Source organism: Roseburia sp. 1XD42-34 (assembly GCF_009917385.1).
Lineage (GTDB): Bacteria > Bacillota > Bacilli > Bacillales > Amphibacillaceae > Virgibacillus.
This window is the reverse complement of the sequence record NZ_QWLJ01000012.1, coordinates 122,644-140,836: the sequence shown is the minus strand read 5'-3', so window position 1 is coordinate 140,836 and position 18,193 is coordinate 122,644. Positions and strand designations below refer to the sequence as shown.

Below are 18,193 nucleotides of genomic sequence, written 5' to 3'. Positions count from 1 at the left end.
TAAAAGAATTGGATGTTTGCGTGTATATTTTTTTATGCGCAAATTGTGTGGGAACCCCAACATTTAGTATAGAGCCACCGAAAAAGAAGCCGTTCTTCAAATGGAAGACGACTTCAAAAGTGCAAAAGTTATTGAATTTAAAAATGCGTAGTTTTGCACGAGATAAAAACATTTTCTTACCACGATTCTTACCACGCTGTTTTTAACACTATCACACCAATACTTGTATGTATTTGGTGGAGACGGTGGGAATCGAACCCACGTCCAGAGATATTGCCACTCAGGCTTCTACACGCATAGTCAGTATATTATTATTCGCTTACTCTGCAGCCTACCGACAGGCTTTCGAGTAGCTAGTCTGATTGGTTTCAACTATCATCCTCAGACGGCGAATGATAGTATAGCCCGCTTCGTTTGAGACCCTTCAAATCTGCCACACGGGCGATAGCAGGAAGGATCGCTCAGCAGTGCTTAGGCAGCTGCTAAAGCAGTGTTATTGTTTGTTTTGCCAGTTATATTTAGGCGTAACGTTTTACGAGACGTAACCTCGACGTGCAACCTGAGCTCAATCTATCCCTGTCGAATCCGTAACGTCCCCATAAAAAGGATGCGCTCCGGAAGATTGAGCATTATTCTTTTTTGTCCATCTATAATTGTAACACGCATAGAGAAAAAGTCAAGTTTTACAACATCTACTACTATTGCAGTTAACGCATATGATCTTTAATTGCTCTATCTACATCTCGTTTCATTTGCTTACGCTTCAAATCTTCTCGCTTATCGTATTTCTTTTTACCCTTACCTAAACCTATAAGCACCTTCGCATAACCATTTTTAATATAGATTTTCAACGGTATGAGTGCATAGCCTTGCTGTTGCGTTAAACCGATTAATTTATCAATTTCTTTTCGATGCAAAAGCAGCTTTCTTGTCCGAGTTGGATCGTGATTAAAACGATTCCCCTGTGCATATTCAGCTATATGCAAATTTATTAATTTGACTTCGCCACGATCAATTCGAGCATGCGCATCCTTAATATTTACTCTTCCGGCACGAATTGATTTGATTTCTGTACCTTGCAAAACGATTCCTGCTTCATACGTATCCTCAATAAAATAGTCATGGGATGCTTTTTTGTTTGTTGCAATTACCTTTCCTTGTCCTTTTGGCATCGGTACTTCCTCCTACTTCTTACATGCACCTTATTCTACCAAATAACGAGCTATATTCCAATACATACCTATTCACTTTCTTGCATTTGTAAATTTGGTTTTGTTTACTATAAAAATTTGTAATAGGATTTAGTTTTTCTTGCATCCATTAGACTTTCTAGAGAAGAACCATTTTTACGATATTAAATAAACATCCTAAGATTTCTCGTTATTCCAATCTGATTCTCCAAAAAACCGCTGCCCGAAAGCTGGACAGCGGCATGTGCTAGTTTTTCATTCTTTTTGCTTTAATCACCTTTTTAGGTTTGGTTTCTTCATCATACACGATCGAAAAATCGATGGTACGTTCATCAATGTTAACACTTACTACCTTAACCTGTACTTCTTCTCCAATACGATACATTTTAGCAGTTCGCTCACCAATCATTGCTTGACTACGCTGGTCATAATGATAATAATCGTCTGTTAGATAACTAACGTGAACTAGCCCTTCAATCGTATTTTCCAGTTCCACGAACAACCCAAAATTCGTAATGGAGCTAATAACACCAGTATATTCTTCACCGATTTTGTGCTGCATAAATTCTGCTTTTTTAAGATCATCGGTTTCTCTTTCGGCATCTACCGCACGCCGCTCGGCAGCAGAAGTTTGTTTGGCTATTTCCGGCATCTCCGCTTTCCATTTTTGCAACGTATGCTGATCCATTTTTTTATCAATTAAATAGGTACGAATTAAACGGTGTACCGTTAAATCAGGATATCTGCGTATTGGTGACGTGAAATGCGTATAAAACGGTGTCGCTAAACCGAAGTGACCAATACTTTGCGGATCATATTTCGCCTGCTGCATCGAACGAAGCATTAGCTTCGAAACGATCATCTCTTCTGGCTTTCCTTTTACATCTTCCAATACCTTCTGTAGTGCCTGCGGATGCACTTCATTCGTCGTCCCTTTCACCACGTAGCCAAGTCCTGCTAAAAATTCAAAGAATGTTTGTAATTTCTCTGGATCTGGGTCCTGGTGGATACGATGAATAAACGGCACATCCATCCAATGGAAGTGTTCGGCTACCGTTTCATTCGCAGCCAGCATAAATTCTTCAATTAACCGTTCGGCAACGGAGCGTTCACGTAATATAACATCTTCTGGTTTGCCATTTTCATCAACGACCACTTTTGCTTCTTTAAAATCAAAATCAATGGCGCCGCGATTCATTCGCTTTCGGCGTAAGATGGCCGCCAATTTCTCCATCTCTTCAAACATAGGAACCAATTCTTTATAACGATCTCGTAATGCCTCATCCTTCTCGACCAAGATTTGGTTCACATCATGATACGTCATTCGCTCATTTGTTCGAATAACGCTTTGGAAAATTTCGTGGTTCACGACATTGCCAGAAGCGTCTATTTCCATTTCACATCCCAATGTCAATCTGTCCACCTTGGGATTAAGTGAACAAATTCCATTCGACAAACGATGCGGAATCATCGGGATCACACGGTCAACTAAGTAAACACTCGTTCCTCTTTCAAAGGCTTCCTCATCCATCGGACTGCCTTTATCGATATAATAGCTTACATCTGCAATATACACGCCTAAAAGGTAGTTCCCATTATCCAATCGCTTCACAGATACCGCATCATCTAAGTCTTTTGCATCCGCACCATCAATCGTAACGATTATTTCCTCACGCAGATCTCTACGTCCTTGAATCTCTTTTTCATAAATTGATTCAGGCGTGTTGGCTGCTTGTTCTAGCACCTTTTCCGGAAAGTCTACCTTAATGCCATGCTTATAGATGATGGAAATAATATCAATACCTGGATCATTTTTATGTCCTAATATATGGATGATTTCGCCTTCTGCACTTTTTCTTCCTTCTGGATATTTCGTAATATGTGCAATTACTTTATGCCCGCTAACCGCACCGTTTGTACAATCCTTAGGAATAAAAATGTCATTGGGGATCCGTTTATCATCTGCGATCACAAAACCAAATGAGCGACTATTCTCAAATGTGCCAACTACTTGTAGTGTCGCTCTTTCTAAAATTCGAATCACAGTTCCTTCCGAGCGGTTACCCGAATCACTTCTTTTTTCAATTCTTACAAGCACCTTATCCCCATTCATGGCGGAACCAAGATCGGAATAATGAATATAAACATCATCAAGTGTTTCGTCATCCGGAATTAAAAAGGCAAATCCTTTCGCATGCATTTGAATTCTGCCACGAACAAGATTCATTTTTTCTGGTAAGCCGAATCTGTTTTTTCGCGTCCGAACGAGCTCTCCAGATTCCTCCAAAGCATTTAGTGCTTTTACAAGTTCTTTAAATTCCGTCGCATCTTTAATTTCCAACGCTTCCTCTATTTCATGAACCGTTAGTGGCTTTGTACCATTTTCCTTAAAATATTGTTGTATTTTTTCTTTCATTATTGCTTCACCTTCTTTCTCTTTATTGTTTTCATTTTGCATCCATTATAATCATTGTTCCCAATTTAATGTTTCAAGAAACTGATAAATATCTTCAAATACTTGTTCTTTTTCCTTCCCCATTGTAATGACATGTCCTGATTCCTCATACCAATGAATCGTTTTATGATCTGCTTCTACATTTTCATAAATATAATTCGCACTGTCTGTATTAATCATTTCATCTTTTCTAGCTTGAACGACCATGGTTGGCGTATAAATCGTATCTACTTCATTTTTCACTTCATTGATAAATTCACCCAATTGCTTAAACAAGGGCTCCGAATTTGTTAATAACGTATTCAATTCCTGTTCAATGACGTCTGCTTCTTTGCGTTCTAACTGCTTATATTCTTTGGCAAACGCGCGAAAGCCTTTTGTCAGCTGTGTTTCATTATCAAAAAACATTGGTGAACACATTGGAATAACTGCCTTCATTTGCTCCGTATACGCAAGCTTTAAACCTAACACCCCGCCTAAAGAAAGTCCAGAAACAGCGATTTCTTTATAGCCTAAACGCTTTAGATGGCGGTATGCTTCCACCACATCTTCCCACCATTGATCAGGTGTGGATTGAATTAACGCTTCAGGTGGTAACCCATGTCCTCTGTAAATGGGAGCGTGGCTGGTGTAGCCCCGCTTTTCCAGATATCTTCCTAACATACGGACATCCGCGGAATGTCCTGTAAACCCATGTAATAATAATACCGCACGCGGTCCTGCTTCAAACGTAAATGGCTGTGGTTGTTTTATTTTCATGATTTGCAACTCCTTTTACTACTCTGTTTCATTTACCTTATTTTGCATTGGCGTAAACTGCCTTTTTATAAGGAAGTCAAAATTTCTAGTTAGCAATCCAATATTTTTACATAGTAAGTGAATCTTCCATCAGTAGCGGTTTTCATTGAACATTCAATCTCCACTGATTGTTAGTACTGTACTGGTATGACCTAAAGGGCGCTTACAAAATAGGGGATTTAGGTGCTGTTATCTCCTGCTTAGACTTGTAACAGTACAGATGATCCAACTCCTCAAGTAAGAGTCCTACAGCACCTTATATACGGGATAAAAAAATCATACTGCATTATCCATTTTAATCGAAGCGAGTGGTTTTTAACAAACCTTCTGTCTTCAACACCAGGTTTTTATGCACTTCCACTAGATAGGGCTCTTTTTCATTCTAAACAAACCACGCTTGAACTATGATGATGCTATATTATGTAAAGCCACCTCGCTTATCCCCAGAAGCTTACCAATACAGTCAATAACCTTAGCATATACTATTAGAAAAACTTAGCTTGTCGCCAAATCATGGCTATAGCCTTTGTTTTTCTTATACGATAAACCAAAAAAATTCTATAGTGGAACAAAGGCGCAAGTCCCTATTTATTAACGTAGCTAATGGAACAAATCAACTAAAGATAAAGAATCATGCCACTAAAACCGAGTATGCCGACGTTTGGTCGGCAAGCCTGGTTTTAGTCGTTCTTCCTATTAGCAACGAACCGATGACGCCTTATCGTAGGGAGCGCTTCTAAAGTCGCATCGTTGCTGGGCTCATGCGCCGGACGTAGCTACTCGGTTATTTCGTTATCCATAAAGCATATCATTTTATATACAATAATAAAAAAACCCTTACCAGCTTAACTGCAGAGTAAGGGTCGTAAAATCTATTGTAAAACATATGCACTTAAAAATGCTAATACAAAGAATATGACCGCTGTAACAATTGTTCCCCGATGTAAAATAAGGTCAATCCCTCTTGCCTTTTGCTTACCAAACAGCTGTTCAGCGCCTCCTGAAATAGCACCTGACAAGCCTTCACTTTTTCCAGATTGTAATAGCACCAATATAATCATGATAATTCCATCAATTACTAACAATACATTGACAATTCCAAGCATAACTTCATTATACCTCCTGTAACAGATAAGCGACCAACTCATGTACCTTTTAACGCGTATGCAATTAATACCATACGTAGACTTACGTATAACTTTAGCATAATTACAGGAAGGATAGCAAGCCTTTTTGAGTGGACGAAGGAGAAATTTACAATTATGATAGAAGCTAAGAAATGGAGGCCGATTATACGTGAAACAACAAACTTTTTGGTACCATACGGATGATAACATCGATATCTTTATTAAAAAGTGGGAACCCACTTCTCCTGCCAAAGCTGTTATGCAAATTTCTCACGGTATGATGGAACATATTGAGAGATATCATGATTTTGCCACTTATTTAACGTCACGAGGATTTATCGTTTATGGTAACGACCATCGTGGTCATGGTAAAACCGGTGAAAAACAAGGCAAGCTTGGATACTTAGCTGACAATGATGGCTTTTTTAAAGCAGTACGTGACCTTCGCCAAATTTCTGAGCTTATACAATCCACACATCCAACATTACCACTGTTTTTGTTCGGACATAGCATGGGATCTTTTTTTGTCCGATCCTATATACAGACATACAGTGATACTATTTCTGGCGCTATTCTTTCAGGAACTGGTCACTTTCCAACCGTTCAATTAGCAGCTGGTCAACTTGCCGCTTCCTTGCTTCCCCCTAAGGAAAAATCCATTTTAATGAATAAACTCGTGTTTGGATCGTTTAATAAAAAAGTGGATCATTCTCCTACTGGTTTTGAATGGCTAAGTCGATCGCAAACTGCTGTTGCGGCTTATATTCAAGATCCATACACTGGCTTTATTCCAACAGGGCGATTTTTTTATGATTTATTTACAGGGTTACGAAGTATTCATAATAAAAACAGGAATGAGCAAATACGCCACGACTTACCGCTATTATTCATTAGTGGCGACCATGATCCAGTAGGGAATTATGGGAAAGGCGTTTGGAAAACAGCTACATGTTATAAACATGACGGGTTAACCAATATTACAGCTATGCTGTTTGCTAGCGGTAGGCATGAGCTCCTTCATGAAGTGAATAAACAGGAGGTATATGAAGCAATTACTCATTGGACACATAGTACGTTGCATTAGGTTATTCTCTATCTATGTCTAAATGTTTATGAACAACAATCTCTTTATTTTCCTACATTGCGTTTCCCTTCGTTTATCTGTCCTACGTGGCAGAACATTGACCGCACTTCGATATGGACATGGACTTTTGGTCTAATATACATGGATAAAGGGAACCTCCAAGCAGTGGAGGTTTTTTATTCACCTATCGATAGTTGGTTATTAGTACCGTCATGGTATAACCAAAGACCATTTATGAAATAAGGGCACTTAAGAGCATATAAAGTTGTTGCTGTACAGATTCCAACTCCTAAGGCAGGGGTCTTACAGGTTAAAAATACATGAGTTGGAAATGTTAAACATATTACGCTTTCATTTGGAGCGTTTTTCGACAAAGTTTTTAAAATTCCTTTTAATTGCTTGTACCTTCTTACACAAGCGGTTAAAATAGATATGATTGATATGAAGAAAGGTTGGAAAATGATTATGGCTAACATTCAAGGAATTGCAGCATCATCAGGTATTGCTATTGCTAAGGCATATCTGTTAGAATCTCCAGACTTATCATTTGAAAAGGTTACTACAGCTACCCCTCAGGCAGAAATAGAACGACTTGATCAAGCGCTTGATATTTCTAAGCAAGAATTAGAAAAAATTAAAGCTCATACGAAAGAAAACATTGGCGATGAACACGCTGAAATTTTTTCTGCTCATTTATTAGTTCTTAGTGACCCCGAACTAATTAATCCAATGAAAGATAAAATCAATAGTGAAAATATGAACGCAGAAGCTGCACTAGATGAAGTAGCAACTATGTTTATCGACATGTTTAAAAATATGGACAATGCCTATATGCGCGAAAGAGCTGCTGACATTTACGATGTGACGAAACGTGTAAAAGCGCATTTATTAGGTGTTACTTTCCCAGACCCTGCATTAATTGATGAAGAAGTAATCGTAATTGCGAATGATTTAACACCTTCTGACACTGCGCAATTAAATCGTGATTATGTGAAAGGTTTTGCCACAGATATCGGCGGTCGTACATCTCACTCTGCTATTATGGCAAGATCGCTTGAAATTCCAGCAGTAGTTGGTACGAAGGAAGTTACTAGCACCGTCCAAAATGATGACATGGTTATTGTAGACGGTAATGAAGGAGTTGTGCTCATTAACCCAACAGTAGAGGTAATTGAGAAATATCGTAAAAAGCAAGAGGAATTTGCTAAGCAAAAGCAAGAATGGGCAAAACTTAAAAACGAACCAACATTATCAGCTGATGGAGAACAAGTAGAACTAGCAGCAAATATCGGTACACCAGATGACGTCATTGGCGTCTTAGATAATGGTGGTGAAGGTGTCGGCTTATATCGGACGGAGTTTTTATACATGGGTAAAAGCCAGTTACCTACAGAAGAAGAACAATTTACAGCATACAAATCCGTGCTCGAGCAAATGGAAGGAAAACCGGTCGTTGTTCGTACTTTAGATATTGGCGGGGACAAAGAATTAAACTATTTAGACCTACCTAAAGAATTAAATCCATTTCTAGGTTTCCGTGCTATTCGTTTCTGCCTAGATAATGAGCATGTGTTCCGCCCACAATTACGTGCATTACTACGAGCTAGCGTTTATGGAAATCTAAAAATTATGTTCCCAATGATCGCTACGTTAGAAGAGTTCCGCCAAGCCAAAGCTATTCTTATGGATGAAAAAGAAGCACTATTAAAAGAAGGAAAAGAAGTATCAGATCATATTGAAATAGGGATTATGGTAGAAATCCCATCAACTGCTGTTATTGCAAAACAATTTGCAAAAGAAGTGGACTTTTTCAGTATTGGTACAAATGACCTCATTCAATATACGATGGCTGCTGACCGGATGAATGAACAAGTATCTTACTTATACCAGCCATACCACCCGGCCATTTTAAACCTGATAAATAATGTCATTGAAGCTGCACATCGTGAAGATAAATGGGTAGGGATGTGTGGAGAAATGGCGGGGGATGCTATTGCAATTCCAATTTTGCTTGGTTTAGGTTTGGATGAATTCAGCATGAGTGCTACGTCTATTTTACCTGCACGTACACAAATCCGTGAACTTGATAAAGGTAAATTAGCTTCCTATAAAGATCAACTCCTTTCTATGAGCACTGCCGAGGAAGTTGTGCAATTTATTAAAGAACAAACAGAATAAATAAGCCTTAAAACCGCAGCATTGATATCTCCCCTTAAGGAAAACAATTGTTTTATGTTTAATCTGTCTACCTTAAGGGGATCGCTCATATGTTTTGCGGTTTTATATTTTAAACCCTTGTTTTTCATGAGTCTTTTAACAGGGTACCATTACTCTTCCCTTGAGAACCCAAGCTGGTAATCATACAAATATTTCCTTCGTCATTACAGTCATAAAATCACGGTAAAAACTAGGGTAATCTAATTTAAATGCAATTTCATGGACCTTTCCACCTATGATATTTTCTCCCTTTGTTTGGGTTAAGTCAGCGTACGGGCGAATATCGGCAATACTTTGTCCTCTTGCTACACCGCTAGCGTCTTGTACAATATACACTGGATAGCTCTGGTACGAGAATAAATTTGACTTTTTCACTGCCATTAAGGTAACTACGTCATGAAGTGGTGCTCCCTGAATTGCCGGATCTCGCTTCTTATAAAAGTGATAATAATAATCCAGCAGTTCTTTAACAAGTGGTAGCTGGCCCACTTGATCAAGATAATGAATCATTTGCGGTGTAACAATTGCCTGATTCGTCGCATTTAACGGGATGATCTTTACATTTTTGGCATTGGTTAAGACAACCTGAGCCGCAACAGGGTCTCCGTAAATATTCGCCTCTGCTACAGCTGTAATATTTCCGGGTACCCAAAAGGCTCCGCCCATAATATAATAACCTTTAACAGATTGCATTAATGATTTGTATAAAAGAAATAAAGTTGCTAATGAAGTCAGCCGACCAATATTAACTATAATGAGTTCATTTTTATACGCCTTAATTAGCTCTACAACTTCGAAAAAATTATCACTAATTCCATTATGCATGCATTTAGGTGGAATAATCGGTCCAAGTCCATATTCGCCATGGATTTCCGGAACATATGTAGGGATTTCCCCCGTCATAGGTATATGCGCTCCCGCAATCAATTTAATTTTTTCCACTTTTTGCTGTGGAAAAAGACTTTTCACATATTCAGTACTCGAAAGAGCATTCTCTCTCGATACATTTCCGTAATCTGCCACAACACCAACGATTTCAATAACATCATCACAATACGCATACATAAGTGCGATCGTATCATCGATCCCTATATCTCCAAATAACAATACTTTTTTCCCCATCCCTCTCCCCCTCTTCAGAAAAACGACAAGGACCGTTGCTATAGTGCAGTATCATTCACCAAACAATAATGTTTTTCCTATGATGGTATTATTTCCCTTTTATGAATTGTATTCCTATCATATATTCGAGTATTCTTGGTTAAGACAATTGGATATTGGGAAAATTATTCCTCGATACTCATGTTTCTCATTTAAAAACAAAGAAAAGAGCGATGAGATAATCTCTTGTCCACCTTTTTTGCGTTGTAAAAGAGTCTTTTAACAAGCCATTTTCTTATGATAAGAAAATGGCATAGACCACCTTCCACTTTAGCCCCTATAGGCTGGTTAGAGCGGGACTTTTTACGTTATCCGTGGTTATTGCGGATGAACTCAAACTTAGAGGGAGAAAAATTGAGATGTTGTTGTGTAAATTTGTTGGTAAATGTCTTTTAGCGGCTGTTTCTTTAAATGCGCAATTTCCCTAACCGTTTGATGAATCATTTTCGGGTGCGTCATTTTACCTGCAAATGGACCTTCGAAAGACCACGGACCGTCTGTTTCCATCATCAAATGCGTTAATGGATACATGTAAACAAGATTTTGTATCTCTTGTTCATAATAGATATCTGGTGTAATCGATATCAGATAACCATTTGCTACCATCCGTTCGACGGTTCGCTTACTACCTTTGAACCAATGAAAATGTGCCTTCTGAATCGAATGCTTTTCTAACAAATCACATACGATATCCGCATCCTCGTAGACTGCATGTAAGCTAATTGGTAAGTCCAACCGCTTAGCCAGCTGTATAAATACTTCCAACAACTCGATGTACGGATTCAAGTCTAGATTCGGCTTATTTTGTCGCTTATAGTATGGTAAGCCAACTTCGCCAATGGCGACAGCCTGCTTATGATGCATTTCGATAAACTGGATAAGCTCTCTAAGCTCTGTTTCTTTTGGAAGGTCTTGCTCAGGATGAAAGCCAAAGGCAGGCTTCACTACTTCAGATTGCTTTGCCAAATCGTAATTGACTTGGCAAGAAGCAAAATGATTCGATACAGCAACCATGGTAGCTAATTTAGTTGACTCCACTTGTTGAAGGATCTGTTGAAGTTCTCCTTTTTTATACATATCTAAATGAATATGGGCATCGATAATTTGCTCGTTCATGCTTATTCCCTCAATTCATAATACAGCTGTGTTTTATATTCTAAAAATGCATTACTTAAAACCAATTCCTCGTCCCGCGGTCTTACAAATGGAATAACGAGTTCTTTTTTTATCGCCGCCGGCTTTTGAGATAAAACGATAATTCGGTCAGATAAAAATAATGCTTCTTCGATATTATGAGTGACAAATAATATCGACCTTCGATGCTGTTCCCATATGGATAGCAACCATTTTTGCATTTCCGCTCTCGTAAATTCATCCAAAGCGGAAAAAGGTTCATCCAAACACAAGAGTGATTGCGGACTCTTCATACTGCGCAAAAAGGAAACTCGTTGCTTCATGCCGCCTGATAATTCATGAGGGTAAGCGTCTTCGTATCCTTCTAAGCCCGCCTTCATAATCATTGCTCGTGCTTGTTCTTCATCTACCTTTCCATGAGCAATTTCTTCTCCAAGTAAAACATTTTGCAAAACCGTCCGCCACGGAAAAAGGGAAGGAGCTTGTGGCATATAGCTAATATTCCCACGCAAGCCCGTGATATCTCGATCATTTAAGTGAATAGACCCTCTATCCGGCTTCATGATCCCACCGATTAAATTAAACAACGTGCTTTTCCCACTTCCAGATGGTCCTAAAATGGAAACAAATTCTCCATCTTGAATGGAAAAAGAAAGCTGATGCAACACTTGATTACTACCAAATGATTTCATTAGGTTTTGTACTTCTAATTTTCCCATATGCTTCTCCTTCTTCCACACATTACAATTAAAATGTTAGCTTGCAGTTAAAATTCATCATATTGTATTAATCTTCCTGTTGAGCAGGTGCCTTAACCACTTTTCTTTCTGCATAGGAAAGAAGTGTAAAAAATAGTAAACTTAATGTGACTATAAACAAAATCGCTACAAATACTCGGTCCGTACGAAACGAAGAGGAAGCAAGTGTCATATAATAACCCATCCCTTCACTAGCTCCAAGCCATTCAGAAATAACAGCTCCCATTACACTGTAGGTAGCTGCGATTTTCAATCCACTAAAGAGAGAAGACAGTGCATGAGGCCATTCTAATTTGCAAAAGATTTGCCGTTTATTCGCACCTGCCATTTCCATATAATGCTTCAATTCTCCACTCGTCTGACGAAACCCATCTAAAGCGGCAATCGTTATCGGAAAAAAGCATACGAGTGTAATAACAATAATTTTAGGTAATATACCAAAACCAAACCAAACAACAAGTAACGGTGCTAAAATGATGATCGGGATATTTTGCGATATAATTAACAATGGATATAACGCTTCTCGTAATACCGACATTAAATGCAGACAAACAGCGACAATGATACCAACACTGCTACCGATAACAAACCCCATCATAGATAATTGAATCGTTGCACCAAGATGATGCTTGTAGTCTCCCCATCCTGCGATTGCCTCTTGTCCGATAGATGACGGCGCAGGTAATAGCCATTCTTGAATGGAAAACAACTTACTCGCTAACTCCCACACCATAATCAAAAGGATGAGGGCCAAAGCTGGCCGCCATCCTCTTTTTAGTATTTTCTTAACCATCAGCGATACTTCTCCGTCAACTTATCCATCGAAGCACCTGATGGCTGATAAAATATTTTCACTTGGGAAATAACGCTTGGACACCCTAGTTCTTCCATCCGTTCGTTCATTTTCTCTACAATTGCAAGCAAGTCGGCTAATTCACCTTCCATCGTTGTTTCCAAAGGACTTACATGATAAGGAACCCCAGACGCGTCAATAACTGCAATTGCTTCATCCACATAAGGAATCACATCATCCCCGTTTTTTGTTTTTGGAATGATTTGTATACTTACAAGCGCTTTAGCCATTACTTTTCCTCCATTTCTACAATCATATCTAAGCCATCCGTAATCAAAATGATGTGTATTAGGTCGATCTATGGTTTAACGAGTACCTTGATTATTTTTCTGGTAAAAATTCATTCGTAAATGCTTTCTCACTATCCAAAGGCTTGTCCAGCAAGTCGTTGTCAAACATCCAGGTCGAATAATTTTCCCATACTTCTTGCTTTTGTTCGCCCCATCTGTCTGCATCATCCTGATATTTATCCGCTAGCCATTTTTGACTTGCCTTTACTAACTCTTCATCTAAGTCAGGCACTGCTTTCATTAAAATATCAGCAGCTTCCTTAGGATTATCAATAGCGAGCTTATACCCTTTCGATACAGCAGCTAAAAATTTTTTTATTGTCTCCGGTTCTTCTTTAATCATCGTTTCGTTTGTTGCCAATACTGGAGTATAGTAATCCAGCTTTTCCGAGTAATCTGTGAGATAAACCATATTAACCTCTTCGTTTCGAAGTTCAGCTTCTACGCCAGTCCAGCCATAATAAATCCACGCAAAATCAATATCGCGTTCTACGGCAGTGAAGAAGTCCGTATCCCCCATATTTACTATGTCCACTTTTTCAACATCCGCACCGTCCTGCTTCATTAACGAATTTATTACTGCTTTTTCAACTGGTGCGCCCCAGCCGCCATAGGTTTTTCCTTCAAAGTCTTTAGGCTCTGTAATATCTTTTTCCTTTGGCGAAGCAAACCCAGAAGTATTATGCTGAATAATCGCTGCAATGGAAACGATCGGAATATCTTGGACCCTTGCTTCTGTAATCCCTTCTTGATAACTTACACCAAAGTCAGCCTTCCCAGATGCCACTAATTGATCAGCGCCTGCTTCTCCAGGCATTTTAATATCAACATTCAATCCCTGTTCTTTAAAATATCCTTTTTCTTTCGCTACATATAGCCCTGTATGATTGGTATTTGGTGTCCAATCGAGAACAATAGATACTTCCTTTAGGTCCTTATCTGCTGATTTTTCTTTTTCACCTGACTCATCGTCATTTGTACTACATGCTGCTAACAAAATAACGAACAAACTTAGCATGATGAATTTTCTCAATGTGTCTCCTCCTCCAGAATAACTACAGCTGTGTAAGGGGAGTACTGCGAATAAGAGAAACTCCAATCAGGAAAGACTGGTTTCTCGTCCGCTGATTGTTCAATGAACCGATTGGGACATTTACCAGCAATTGCATCTCCTATGTTTGTTTTATCGCTAGAAGATATGTAGATCTGCCAAGTATATACGAAAGAACAAAGGCGCAAGCTCCTGGTTAGCAACGGAGCGAGTGGAACGGAAGCAACTAAAGTTTTAGGAATCATGGTGAGACGGTGTTGCTCGAACCAATGATGACTTATCGGAGGGCGATTCGTGAAATCGCCTAGTTGCTAGGCGCTTGCGCCGGACATGGCTAAATAACTTAGTAAGTTTATCCACACCTGCAAAATTTTATAATTTCCTAGACCATAAAAAAGCCTTAGGAACTTACGTACACCTAGGGCTTTTTGCACATGCAAATCAATTTTGTATATCGGCATGTTCCCTACGCTGGTTTACCCAGATCAGGTTCTAAGAGTCAGTATCTTACGGATACAATCTCAACCAGCAACACTGGTCCCCCTACAACGCTTGTATGCTATTAAATAGTTATCTTTCCTTAAGTAACTATGCCATATCTGAAGGGATTTAGCAAGTTTTAATAATAGGTTAGCTTTGCTCCAGATAACAGTCACCTATTAATGTAACTCCTTAAGCTGCTTAATCATATACACCAGATTTATGATTCATTATTATGGAATAATCATACATGAATGGAGGATCTCAAAATCTCTGGATCCTTTTCTATTTATTTTTCTTCCTCCCTTTTTTCTATTGTTTCTTATACATATCCCAACTTCATCCCGTATATAAGGTGCTGTAAGTCTACCACTTTACTAGTTGATTAACTCCGGCGAGAAGGGTTTCACCTTAAGAAAATAGGTCATCTGAGTTTTGATAATCGTGTTTACAACGATAACGCGTTCATATTCTTACCATCATCTTAGCAATGTTCATTTGTCCAAGGTTCAGATACCCGCCGTACTAAAAGACTGAGCATATAGCTCAGTCTATACACCTATCATTTCAAGCATAGTGACAGGCAACCCAATGATCTTTCTCTACTTCTCTCCATTGGGGGATTTCTGCACATTTTTCTGTTGCGAATGGACATCTGGTTCTAAATTGGCATCCTTGTGGTGGATTTACTGGACTTGGTAAATTGCCTTCCAATATAATCCTCTCTCTTGTTTTCTCGACGACAGGGTCCGGAACAGGTACTGCTGATAATAATGCTTGTGTATATGGATGTAGTGGATTCTTATACAAATCATCTGATGACGCCATCTCTACCATAGCCCCCAAGTACATGACACCGATTCGATCACTAATATATTTTACCATCGATAAATCATGTGCAATAAATAGATAAGTAAGATTTCTGTCTTTCTGTAGTTTTTTTAATAAGTTTACTACTTGAGCCTGTATGGACACATCCAACGCAGAAATTGGCTCATCAGCAATAATAAGCTCGGGTTCTACTGCAAGTGCCCTAGCTATTCCAATACGCTGTCGTTGACCACCAGAAAACTCATGTGGAAAACGTTGTGCATGATCAGACTGTAACCCAACAGCATCTAAAAGGGTTTGAACTTTCTTTTGACGTTCTTGTTTATCTTTTACGAGACGATGAATATCTAAGCCTTCTGCAATAATATCTTCCACTTTTTTACGAGGGTCAAGAGAGGCGTACGGGTCCTGGAAGATCATCTGGATTTTTTGAGAAAATTCCTTTTTACTAGTTTCATTTAGGGGGACTTTATTATACAGAATTTCACCTTCTGTAGGCTCATAAAGTCCGATTAAGGTTCTTCCAGTTGTTGATTTACCACAGCCTGATTCCCCAACTAAACCTAATGTTTCTCCTTTCTTAATCTCTAAACTAATTCCATCTACAGCCTTTAATATTTGCTTAGAAGGTAATTTAAAATGCTTTTTTAGATTGCTTACTTTTAACAACACGTCATTATGATTAAGTTTTACTTCTAGTTCCGTCTCTAAGTCGCCTTTCACTTTTTTATAATTAATTTTCGGTGCTTGAGGATGTAATAACCAAGTTTTTGCTGAATGCGTTTCACTAACGTGAAAAGTAGGTGGAGCTTGTTTGTAGTCAATGGCCAGCGCAAATTCGTTCCTCGGTGCAAAGGCATCACCCTTAGGTGGATGAATTAAGTCTGGTGGACTTCCGGGAATAGAATAGAGTTTCCCTTTTGTTTCCATGTTCGGCATCGAGTTTAGAAGTCCCCAATTATACGGATGAACTGGTTCATGGAAAACTTCCTCCACTTTCCCTTTTTCCACAATTTGACCAGCATACATCACGGCCACTGCATCTGCAATATTAGCCACTACCCCTAAATCATGCGTAATAAATATAATGGAGGTTCCCGTTTTCTGTTGAATATCTCGCAATAAATCTAAAATTTGCGCTTGGATAGTGACATCTAATGCTGTCGTTGGTTCATCCGCGATGAGCAGTTTAGGCTTATTAGCTAACGCCATCGCAATCACAACTCTTTGTCTCATCCCTCCTGAAAATTCGTGGGGATACTGATGGATACGGATTTCTGGATTTGGAATACCAACCATATCGAATAGATCCATTGCTAAGTTATTCGCTTCTTTTTTGTTTAACTTTTGATGTCCTATAGCGCCTTCCACAACCTGCTTTCCCACTTTCATCGTTGGATTTAATGCTGTCATCGGATCTTGAAAAATAACAGCTATTTCTGAACGACGTATTTTTATCATTTCTTTTTTATTCAAAGATAGTAAATCTCTACCTTCATACAAGATTTCCCCTTGTTCAACCAAGGCATTCTGTTTTGGCAATAAGCCCATGATTGCCTTTGAAGTTACGGATTTCCCAGAACCAGACTCTCCAACAATGGCAAGTGTTTCCCCTTTTTCTACCGTTAGATCTATCCCTCTAACGGCGTGCACTTTTCCAGCATACGTGTTAAAAGAGACATGTAGATTTCTAATTGATAGTAACGGTTTCATTGTGGTTCCCTCTCTGTAGATAATTTAATTCAAATGCTGCTTTAATGGTTCCAATTTTTTCTTTTCGTGCATTTAATACGGGTGCTTCCTGATACTTTTGCAGTGATTCCCATATCTCTTGAGCACCTATATTTAATTGCTTTAATATTTCCATTGTAGCAACATTTGTACCTCTTGCGTTTCCATCCTCAACTTTAACGGCGACACCAATTCCAGTTTCCTTATCTGCAAAGCAATGTACTCCTTCAGCACCACCCTTACAAACAATCCGGCCTCCAAACGCTGTCATCAAATCTGTATCAAACCGGTTTGTTCCAGCTACCATTTCCGGATAAGTCGTCATAGCAATACCAATACGTTTTAATGCATTTTTTCTTTGTTTAGTTCCAGCTTCCCATTGTTCTGGAACAGCTAAGCGACTATATGCTAATGCAATATTATATAAAGGAATACAGTGGACAGGTACACCACAGCCATCAACGGAAATCATAATTTTTTCTCTAGCAAAATCAGCAACATTCGCAATTACGTCGATAATTTGTTGTTGGTAGGAGTGAAATACCTCTCGATATGTATCTACCTCTAAACCCTGTTGTACACAACCTGCTAACATTCCCACATGTTTTCCAGAACAATTACTATAAACTGGGGTCAATGATCCTCCAGCTTTAATCAACTCGTTATAGCTGTCTATATCACGAGGAATATGGGTACCACATTGCAACTGATTTTCTTCGAGGTTTAGCTTTGCTAAAACATCAGCTACTTCCTCCCTATGCATCGCTTCTCCACTGTGACTTGCACAGAACAATGATAATTGGCGTTCAGTAAGAAGGTATTTTTCCATCGCCCCTGATTCTACAATAGGAGCAGCCTGAAAAGGTTTCATAGAGCTACGAGCGAATGTGTTTCTATAGGCATCACCGTAGTATGCCATTAATTCCCCTGTTGATCTTACTACTGCAACATTTATATTATGTGTGCTTTCTACGTAGTTGCCTCTATATACTTGTATTGGTTTTGTAGAATGATCCATCATAAAACTATCCTC

The 18,193-nt window shown here is 38.8% G+C and carries 14 protein-coding genes, 1 other RNA gene and 1 riboswitch; of the genes, 2 read left to right on the top strand and 13 right to left on the bottom strand.

The genetic code is table 11. The annotated features are described in order from the left end of the window. Nucleotides 1–234 precede the first annotated feature (234 nt). From ssrA to secG, 5 genes are all read right to left on the bottom strand, one after another. Nucleotides 235–598: a transfer-messenger RNA gene (gene ssrA / locus D1839_RS09345) on the bottom strand. Nucleotides 599–707: 109 nt separating this feature from the next. Next, entirely contained in the window at nt 708–1,172 is a 465-nt protein-coding gene (gene smpB / locus D1839_RS09340; protein ID WP_050352385.1) for an SsrA-binding protein SmpB, read from the bottom strand. A gap of 265 nt (nt 1,173–1,437) precedes the next feature. Beyond that, on the bottom strand, nt 1,438–3,606 hold the full coding sequence (rnr, locus tag D1839_RS09335) for a ribonuclease R (RefSeq protein ID WP_120379637.1): 2,169 nt from the start codon (nt 3,604–3,606) through the stop codon (nt 1,438–1,440). Nucleotides 3,607–3,657: 51 nt separating this feature from the next. After that, nucleotides 3,658–4,404 carry an alpha/beta hydrolase gene (locus D1839_RS09330; RefSeq protein ID WP_120379621.1) on the bottom strand — a complete coding sequence of 249 codons (747 nt, stop codon included), beginning with the start codon at nt 4,402–4,404 and terminating at the stop codon, nt 3,658–3,660. 911 nt (nt 4,405–5,315) lie between these two features. Next, complete coding sequence (secG, locus tag D1839_RS09325; RefSeq protein ID WP_120379620.1) at nt 5,316–5,549, bottom strand: preprotein translocase subunit SecG; 234 nt, start codon at nt 5,547–5,549, stop codon at nt 5,316–5,318. A 190-nt stretch (nt 5,550–5,739) separates the two neighbouring features. Here secG and D1839_RS09320 point away from each other — a divergent pair, with 190 nt between their 5' ends. Further along, a complete protein-coding gene (locus D1839_RS09320; protein ID WP_199690047.1) occupies nt 5,740–6,654 on the top strand; it encodes an alpha/beta fold hydrolase in 915 nt (304 codons plus the stop codon). Between the two features lie 432 nt (nt 6,655–7,086). After that, nucleotides 7,087–8,832, top strand: coding sequence for a phosphoenolpyruvate--protein phosphotransferase (gene ptsP, locus D1839_RS09315; RefSeq protein WP_286168706.1), 1,746 nt, complete (start codon nt 7,087–7,089; stop codon nt 8,830–8,832). A gap of 180 nt (nt 8,833–9,012) precedes the next feature. On the opposite strand, the gene D1839_RS09310 is transcribed toward ptsP, so the two are convergent. From D1839_RS09310 to D1839_RS09275, 8 genes are all read right to left on the bottom strand, one after another. Continuing rightward, nucleotides 9,013–9,993, bottom strand: coding sequence for a nucleoside hydrolase (locus D1839_RS09310; protein WP_120379619.1), 981 nt, complete (start codon nt 9,991–9,993; stop codon nt 9,013–9,015). 378 nt (nt 9,994–10,371) lie between these two features. Further along, nucleotides 10,372–11,148, bottom strand: a complete 777-nt coding sequence (locus tag D1839_RS09305; protein ID WP_120379618.1) for a TatD family hydrolase — start codon at nt 11,146–11,148, stop codon at nt 10,372–10,374. A 2-nt stretch (nt 11,149–11,150) separates the two neighbouring features. Continuing rightward, nucleotides 11,151–11,885, bottom strand: a complete 735-nt coding sequence (locus D1839_RS09300) for an ABC transporter ATP-binding protein (protein ID WP_120379617.1) — start codon at nt 11,883–11,885, stop codon at nt 11,151–11,153. Between the two features lie 67 nt (nt 11,886–11,952). Next, nucleotides 11,953–12,717, bottom strand: a complete 765-nt coding sequence (locus D1839_RS09295) for an ABC transporter permease (RefSeq protein ID WP_120379616.1) — start codon at nt 12,715–12,717, stop codon at nt 11,953–11,955. Then, nucleotides 12,717–13,007, bottom strand: coding sequence for a thiamine-binding protein (locus D1839_RS09290; protein WP_120379615.1), 291 nt, complete (start codon nt 13,005–13,007; stop codon nt 12,717–12,719). Before D1839_RS09290 ends, D1839_RS09295 begins: the two co-directional genes overlap by 1 nt. 91 nt (nt 13,008–13,098) lie before the next feature. Next, on the bottom strand, nt 13,099–14,100 hold the full coding sequence (locus tag D1839_RS09285) for an ABC transporter substrate-binding protein (protein WP_120379614.1): 1,002 nt from the start codon (nt 14,098–14,100) through the stop codon (nt 13,099–13,101). 464 nt (nt 14,101–14,564) lie between these two features. Next, nucleotides 14,565–14,673, bottom strand: a riboswitch (TPP riboswitch). Nucleotides 14,674–15,165: 492 nt separating this feature from the next. After that, on the bottom strand, nt 15,166–17,142 hold the full coding sequence (locus D1839_RS09280; protein WP_120379613.1) for an ABC transporter ATP-binding protein: 1,977 nt from the start codon (nt 17,140–17,142) through the stop codon (nt 15,166–15,168). Continuing rightward, nucleotides 17,120–18,181 (bottom strand): asparaginase, encoded by a 1,062-nt coding sequence (locus D1839_RS09275; RefSeq protein ID WP_199690046.1) that lies wholly within the window; start codon nt 18,179–18,181, stop codon nt 17,120–17,122. Before D1839_RS09275 ends, D1839_RS09280 begins: the two co-directional genes overlap by 23 nt. Nucleotides 18,182–18,193: the final 12 nt, after the last annotated feature.

Bases quoted from the DNA above. Each gene is read 5' to 3' on its own strand.
- smpB (WP_050352385.1), bottom strand. From the start codon at position 1,172: ATGCCAAAAGGACAAGGAAAGGTAATTGCAACAAACAAAAAAGCATCC.
- rnr (WP_120379637.1), bottom strand. From the start codon at position 3,606: ATGAAAGAAAAAATACAACAATATTTTAAGGAAAATGGTACAAAGCCA.
- D1839_RS09330 (WP_120379621.1), bottom strand. From the start codon at position 4,404: ATGAAAATAAAACAACCACAGCCATTTACGTTTGAAGCAGGACCGCGT.
- secG (WP_120379620.1), bottom strand. From the start codon at position 5,549: ATGCTTGGAATTGTCAATGTATTGTTAGTAATTGATGGAATTATCATG.
- ptsP (WP_286168706.1), top strand. From the start codon at position 7,087: ATGATTGATATGAAGAAAGGTTGGAAAATGATTATGGCTAACATTCAA.
- D1839_RS09310 (WP_120379619.1), bottom strand. From the start codon at position 9,993: ATGGGGAAAAAAGTATTGTTATTTGGAGATATAGGGATCGATGATACG.
- D1839_RS09305 (WP_120379618.1), bottom strand. From the start codon at position 11,148: ATGAACGAGCAAATTATCGATGCCCATATTCATTTAGATATGTATAAA.
- D1839_RS09300 (WP_120379617.1), bottom strand. From the start codon at position 11,885: ATGGGAAAATTAGAAGTACAAAACCTAATGAAATCATTTGGTAGTAAT.
- D1839_RS09295 (WP_120379616.1), bottom strand. From the start codon at position 12,717: ATGGTTAAGAAAATACTAAAAAGAGGATGGCGGCCAGCTTTGGCCCTC.
- D1839_RS09290 (WP_120379615.1), bottom strand. From the start codon at position 13,007: ATGGCTAAAGCGCTTGTAAGTATACAAATCATTCCAAAAACAAAAAAC.
- D1839_RS09280 (WP_120379613.1), bottom strand. From the start codon at position 17,142: ATGAAACCGTTACTATCAATTAGAAATCTACATGTCTCTTTTAACACG.
- D1839_RS09275 (WP_199690046.1), bottom strand. From the start codon at position 18,181: ATGATGGATCATTCTACAAAACCAATACAAGTATATAGAGGCAACTAC.